The sequence below is a fragment of the Simplicispira sp. genome (genome assembly GCF_028687295.1).
GTDB classification, from domain to species: Bacteria; Pseudomonadota; Gammaproteobacteria; order Burkholderiales; family Burkholderiaceae_C; genus Simplicispira; species Simplicispira metamorpha.
On the sequence record NZ_JAQUAL010000151.1, the window covers coordinates 1,709 to 8,046 of the forward strand.

A 6,338-nucleotide genomic window follows, 5' to 3' on the forward strand; every position below is an offset into this window, starting at 1 on the left:
CCGTGCAAGCAGCAAAGAACGAGAGGTTTACGATGCCTGGCTCCAAGACGAATGACCTGACCCGCGCCCAAGTGCTGGCCGCTGTGCGCGCCATCCCCCCAGGCCAAGATTACGTCTGGGATGGCCTGGACGAAGACGACCGCCCGGCCAGCGATGCCGAGTTGCAAGCGGGTTTGCAGGCGGCGCTGAAAAAGCGTGGCCGCCCGACCGGCAGTGGCAGCAAAGAGCAAGTGGCGATTCGCATCGACCGCGATGTGCTGGCTGCGTTTCGCGCCGGTGGCGCTGGCTGGCAAACGCGCATGAACGATGCGCTGCGCGACTGGCTGCGCTCGCATTCGGCGGTGTAGCGGCCCGGTCTGGCTGCGCGCATCAGCCGCGCCAGGCGCTGGCGCCTTGGTGCTGCACGCACTGGGCGCGGCCCAGGGCCTCCAGCGTTTGCAGCAGCGTGGGCAGGCTTTTCTTCCAGGGGCCACGGCCTTTGAAGTGGGCTTCGATGGCACTCAAGCTCAGGGGCACCGGGCTGGCGGCCAGCACGGCAGCCACGGCGCGCACTTGCTCGGGCAGTTGGGCGGGCCAGGGGGTTTGCTGTGTGGGCTTGGGTTGCTCTGTTTTCGATAGCAATTTTTCATCATCCAAATTGGCCCCTGGCGCTTGCGTATCGAGCGCGAGCAGCTCTGTTTTTGATAGCGATTTTTGCGGATTTTGGAACGCAGGCCGCAGCCAACGCACGCGGCCTTGGGCTTCTTCGGCGGCGCGCTGGGTGTTGAGCTGCACCAGGCGCAGCAGCAGTTGGGCGACGGCGCTGGTGTGGGTTTCGGTGGCGGGGGCGCTGGCCATGTCGGCGGCCAGGTCGGCCCAGCCGTAGGCGGCGAGCACAGCGGCGTCGAGTTCGTCGTGCAGTTCGCGCAGCACGCCGACGAGGCCGGCGCTGTGGATGGCTTTTTCTTTGGCGTTGAGGGGGCGGCCTTCGCGCAGGGCGGCCAGCACGTTGTACAGGCCCGTGAGGGTGAGGGCGGTTGCGGTCTGGGCCTGGGCGGCGGCTGGCGTGGTGGCGGGCAGTGCCGGGGCCGGTGCGGTGGCGGGTAGTGCTGGGGCAGGCGGGCACTGCGGCGGGCTCATACGCGCTGCGCTGGCGAAATCGCCCGCCGCAGCGCCCACCTGCCCCAGCACGCGCTTGCGGTGCGCGTCGATCTGCTCGGCCAGCAGGACGATGCGCTGGCGCAGTTCGGGCGTCAGGCCGGTGTCGTCGTCGGGGAAGGGGAAGGTTTCAAAACAGCGGGATTTGTTGTAGCGCGGGCGGTCTTCCAGCGTGCTACCTGTGGCCAGCGCCCATTCGGCGTGCAGTTGGCTGGAAAGAACGCCCAAGGCGTAGGCATCGTTCAAAGCGATAACGACCAGCATTTGATCCGGCAGGATTGCGCCATCCAAAAACTGAAAAATCCGGTGTTTGGCCGTCATCACGGTGGCGATGTAGCGCGGTAGCCCGGCCAAGGCGCGGCGCATGTCGTCGTTATTGCGCCGATGCAGCCACCATTTTTCGCGCAGGTCTTTGTCTTTGTTGACATCGCGCTCGGGCTTTACCCGATCCAGCAGCCATTGGTAAAGCCTGGGGTAGCGTTCGCGCACCTGTTCTGCACTGAGCCCGTGGCAATCGATTACGAGCAGGCCGCGAGATTTGTCCGTCAGGTCTTTACCGTTGCGGTAGGGCTTGATGGGCGCATCTGCTTCCATGGTGGCCGCTTCTTCGGCGGTCAGTTGCATGGCTGCGCCGTGGGGAATCACGCCAGCGCTGCTCAGCTTGGCATTGGCTTGGAGTGTTTGGGCTTGGGTGACATTGGCGCCCACTTTCAAATCCGCGTGAATCAACCCGGTGCGCTCGATCAGTTCGACGGCCACTTCGCCGTGCTCGCCGGTTTGTTCGCCCACAACGCTGCACAGTTGCCCTTCGCCTGCGTCGGGCGCCAGCACGGTCATGGCAATGCGCACCGCAGCGCCGTTGGCGCCGTCCACCCAAGGATGGTCGGCAATGGCAAACACCAAATGGCATGGTTGGCCGGGAATTGGCGCAGCGTCCCCAGCCTCCCCGGCGCCATCCCCGCCCGTTGCACCCGCATCCACCAACCCCACGCCCGCCAAAGCAGCGCCATCCAAGGCAGCGCCCTCCAAACCGGTGCAAGTCAAAGCACCATCCAGCCCCGCCTGCACCACGCGCCGGTTGAACACCATGGTCAGGCTGTTGGTCGTGATCAGCCCCATGCGCTTGCAAGACCCCGCCGACACCAGCGCCGCTGCCCGTGCCCACCAGAACATCACAAAGTCTGCGCTGTCCGGTACTTCCGGCCAGGCCGCCCGCAACGCCTGCACGTAACCATCGCCCAAAGCCTCGCGCATCCGCAGTTTTCCAATAAACGGCGGGTTGCCCACAATGAAATCCGCCTGCGGCCACGGCGCGGGCCGGGCGCCCACGTAGCGCCATTGCGGCACTTGGGCGGCTTCGTCGGGCACCTTTTCGCCCGTCACCGGGTGGACTTTGAACGTCACTCCATCCCAGCGACTGAGCAGCTGGCCAGCCTCGTCGTAGGCCAGCTCTTGCGCATCCCAGGCCAGCACGGCATCGCGGCATTCGATGTTGCCGTAGTTGTGGACGACCGGCTCGGCCACGGCGGCGTTGCCTCGGGTGCGGATATGCCACTGCAAATAACCAATCCACAGCACTAGCTCAGCCAGGGCGGCGGCGCGTTCGTTCAGTTCGATGCCGCGCAGTTGTTGCAGCGTGACGGTTTCGCCTTCAAAGCCGAGCTGGTCTTGCGTGTGGCCCAGTGCTTCGAGCTGGTTGACCACTTCGCCTTCCAGGCGCTTCAAATGCTCCAGCGTGACGTACAGAAAATTGGCACTGCCACAGGCCGGGTCTAGCACCCGCGTGGTGCAGAGCTGGTGGTGAAACTTTTTGACTTCGGCGCGGGCCTCGGCCAGTTTGGCCTCGGCTGCTTTGCCCTCCAGCGCGGCGGCCTCGGTGGCCAGCACCAGCGCGGCGGCTTGGGCGTTGGCCCAGTCGGCGCGCAGGGGCGCTATCACCGTGGGCAGCACCAGCCGCTCCACATACGCGCGCGGCGTGTAGTGCGCACCCAGCGCGTGGCGCTCGGTGGGGCTGAGGGCGCGCTCCAGCAGCGTGCCAAAAATGGCTGGCTCCACCTCGCGCCAGTTGGCTTTGGCCGCTTGAATGAGTAAATCAATCTGCGCGGGCGTCAGCAGCAGGCTGTAGCCGTCGCGCTCTGCGCCCTTGAACAGCTTGCCGTTGAAGTGCAGCACCGGCTTGGCCAGCGCGGCGCTGAAGCCGCCTTTGTCCATGTCCGTCCACAAAATGCGCAGCATCTGTTGCAGCGTGGCCGGGTCGTTGCGGTGCGTTTGCAGCAGGCCCAAAAACGCGCCTTTGGGCAGCAGCTCTACATCCTCGGCAAACATGGAAAACAGGCAGCGGGTCAAATACGATGCTATGTTTTCAGAAGCTGGTAGCGCTTGCTGCGCTTGGTCTTCAGGCTTATTTGGCTTGAAATTTGTGCCAGCGCCGGGGTTGCTGCTGGCGCTGGCGTTGCCGCCTTCGAGCGACTTGGCCAGTTGCGCCAGCAGCGCCGCCACATCGCGCGTGACCTGGGCGCTGATGCGCGCGGGGTTGAGGCTGTCGGGGTCTTGCCAGATGCGGCGCAGGCGCTCTTGCACCTCGGGGCGGGCCAGGTCGGCCAAGGCCAGACGGTGGCTGCGCGGGTCAGGAAACGGCGTGTAGGTGCCGCCGCTTTTGCTGAACTCGGCATAGACCTCGATCACCGTGCCCACATCCACCACCAGCACAAAGGGCGGTCGGCCCTCGTGGGCGGGCAGGGCACGGGCGTAGTTTTCAGCTTGGCTGCGCGCGCGCAGCAGGCCATCGTCAAAGCCTTTGGTATGGCTGCCAGCCTTGAGCTTTTTTGCCTCCAACACCAAGTGGCCACGCCGGTAGCAGTCGATGCGCCCGGCGCTGGTGCTGCCGTCGCCGTGCGTGAAGGTGATGGGGCGCTCGAACATGTAGCTTTGGTCGGGCGTGGGGTGGGGGCGCTCTACGCCCAGCAGCGCGCACAGGTCAATGACAAAGCTCTGCGCCGTGGACAGTTCGCTGGCGGCAACGCCCTGCCAGCGGGCGATAAAGGCTTGGGTGGCAGCGGCATCAATGGGCGCAGGGCTGGATGGGGTGGTCATGTGGCGGTGGGCAGGTGGGCAAAAACAGGCTGGGCGCAGCATGCCAGCGCCGTGCGTGAAAAAGCCGCCCCGGTGGGCGGCCAAGAAAAGGGCGCTGCACCGGCCAGCGGGGCCGGGTGCGCGGCGGGCGCGTCAGGCGATGGTGTTGAGCCGGGTGCCCAGCGTGCCCGAGGTGGCCAGCGCCGGTTGCTGCGGTGGTTGGGGCAGCGCCTCCAGCATGGTGGCTGCGGCAGCGGCCTGGGTGTTCAGGGCCTTTTTCAGCACGGCGATGTTGACCGCGTCGGAGGTGGTCTGGCTGGCCTGGGCCGTGGCAGTGCGCACGATGGCGTTGGTAGCGGCAATATCCATGGGGATGTCCTTGTGGGTGGTGATACTGGTTTATCGGCAGTTGCAGGGTGGCACTGAAGCTCAGAGCAAATTCATCTGCTTGGCCTGCGCCGTCAGTTCGGCGCGGAAGGCGGGGTGCGCAATGCCGATCAGCTCGCGGGCACGCTGACTGGCCGACTTGCCGCGCAACTGGGCCACGCCGTATTCGGTGACCACGTAATTGATGTCGTTCTTGCTGGTGCTGACGTGTGTGCCGGGACTGAGCACCGGCACGATGCGCGAGATGCTGTCGTTTTTGGCCGTGGAGGGCAGCACGATAAACGCCTTGCCACCGCGTGAGCGGTTGGCCGCGCGCACAAAATCGGCCTGACCACCCGTGCCCGAGAAGGGCACAGAGCCCAGGCTCTCAGAGCCGCACTGGCCCAGCAGGTCGATTTGCAGCGTGGCGTTGATGGCCACCAGGTTGTCGTTCTGGCCCGCCAGCATCGGGTCGTTGGTGAAATCGGCCGGGTGCATCTCCAGGGCCGGGTTGCGCTCCATGAAACGGTAGAGCTTGGCCGAGCCCAGGGCAAACGTGGCCACCATCTTGCCGGGCAGGTAGTTTTTGCGCCGGTTGGTGACGGCGCCGCTCTCCAGCAGCGTCAGGATGCCGTCGCCAATCATCTCGGTGTGGATGCCCAGGTCGTGCTTGTGCGTCAGCTGCATGACCACGGCATCAGGGATGCCGCCGTAGCCAATTTGCAGCGTCGAGCCGTCGTCGATCAGGTCGGCCACCTGCTTGCCGATGGCCTCCTGCACCGGGCCGATGCTGGGCAGGCCCACTTCAAACACCGGCTCATCGCTCTCGACCAGCGCCGTGACCTGCGAGATGTGTACCAGGCAGTTGCCATAGGCAAAGGGCACATTGGGGTTCACTTCCAGCACCACGGCGCGGGCTTTGGCCAGCGCGGCCATGGTGTAGTCGGCGCCCAGGCTGAGCGAGAAGTAGCCGTGCGCATCCATGGGCGAGGCCATGCTGAAGACCACATCGGCGGGGATCTGCCCGCGCTCGATCTGCTGCGGGATTTCCGAGAAGTAATTGGGAATGAAGTCCACCCAGCCTGCCTGCGCGCCGGCGCGGCTGGCCGGGCCTAAGAACAGGGCTACGTGGCGCACGTGGTCAGCCGTTTCGGGGTCGAAATAGCCGTATTTGCGCACGGCCAGAATCTGCGCCACCTTGACGTCCTGAAAATTGCGGCGCTGCTCGGACAGGGCGGACAGCAGCGTGGGCGGCTCGCCCACACCCGTGGGCACGATGATGGAGTCGCCGTTGCGTACATGGCGCATGGCGTCGGTGGCCGAGGTGCGTTTTTGCAGATAGGACGCTGGAAGGTGCATGCCGGGTGTCTCCTGGTAATGGCTGTGGCAGGGGTAAATTTTTGGTGTTTTTGGCCTCTAGCGCTTACGGAGTAAGCGCTAGCAGCTATTTTTTATATAGCAAATTATTCGGTGTCTTGCTGCGCTTGCGGGGCTTTGGTGGCCTGCTGTTCCAGGTTGTCGCGCACAAAGCGGTCGAACAGCTCGGGCATCAGTGGGCGGCTGAAGTGGTAGCCCTGCACCTCGTCGCAGCCCCGGGCGTGCAAAAAGGACAGTTGCTCGGTGGTTTCCACGCCCTCGGCAATGGTGCTCATGCCCAGGCTGCGGGCCATTTGCACGATGGCAGTGGCAAGGGCCTGGTCGTCGGGGTCGGTGCTGATGTCGCGCACAAAAGACTGGTCGATCTTGAGCTTGTTGCTCTTGAA

Annotated in this window: 5 protein-coding genes; 1 reads left to right on the forward strand and 4 read right to left on the reverse strand. The window is 64.9% G+C overall.

Going from position 1 to position 6,338, the window contains the following annotated elements; translation table 11 throughout:
• The coding region (locus tag PHX69_RS13775) for a BrnA antitoxin family protein (RefSeq protein ID WP_502958537.1) at nt 1–347 on the forward strand (347 nt) is incomplete at its 5' end.
• 22 nt (nt 348–369) lie between these two features.
• On the opposite strand, the gene PHX69_RS13780 is transcribed toward PHX69_RS13775, so the two are convergent.
• From PHX69_RS13780 to PHX69_RS13795, 4 genes are all read right to left on the reverse strand, one after another.
• Nucleotides 370–4,230, reverse strand: a complete 3,861-nt coding sequence (locus PHX69_RS13780; RefSeq protein ID WP_288044406.1) for a class I SAM-dependent DNA methyltransferase — start codon at nt 4,228–4,230, stop codon at nt 370–372.
• A gap of 132 nt (nt 4,231–4,362) precedes the next feature.
• The gene (locus PHX69_RS13785; protein ID WP_119014578.1) at nt 4,363–4,578 is read right to left on the reverse strand and encodes a putative motility protein; all 216 of its coding nucleotides are present in this window, start codon (nt 4,576–4,578) and stop codon (nt 4,363–4,365) included.
• Nucleotides 4,579–4,638: 60 nt separating this feature from the next.
• A complete protein-coding gene (locus tag PHX69_RS13790; RefSeq protein WP_288044407.1) occupies nt 4,639–5,934 on the reverse strand; it encodes an acetyl-CoA hydrolase/transferase family protein in 1,296 nt (431 codons plus the stop codon).
• Between the two features lie 104 nt (nt 5,935–6,038).
• A partial coding sequence (locus PHX69_RS13795) for an EAL domain-containing protein (RefSeq protein WP_288044408.1) occupies nt 6,039–6,338 on the reverse strand: 300 nt, incomplete at its 5' end.

Coding starts and splice junctions, on each gene's coding strand:
- PHX69_RS13780 (WP_288044406.1), bottom strand. CDS start 4,230: ATGACCACCCCATCCAGCCCTGCGCCCATTGATGCCGCTGCCACCCAA.
- PHX69_RS13785 (WP_119014578.1), bottom strand. CDS start 4,578: ATGGATATTGCCGCTACCAACGCCATCGTGCGCACTGCCACGGCCCAG.
- PHX69_RS13790 (WP_288044407.1), bottom strand. CDS start 5,934: ATGCACCTTCCAGCGTCCTATCTGCAAAAACGCACCTCGGCCACCGAC.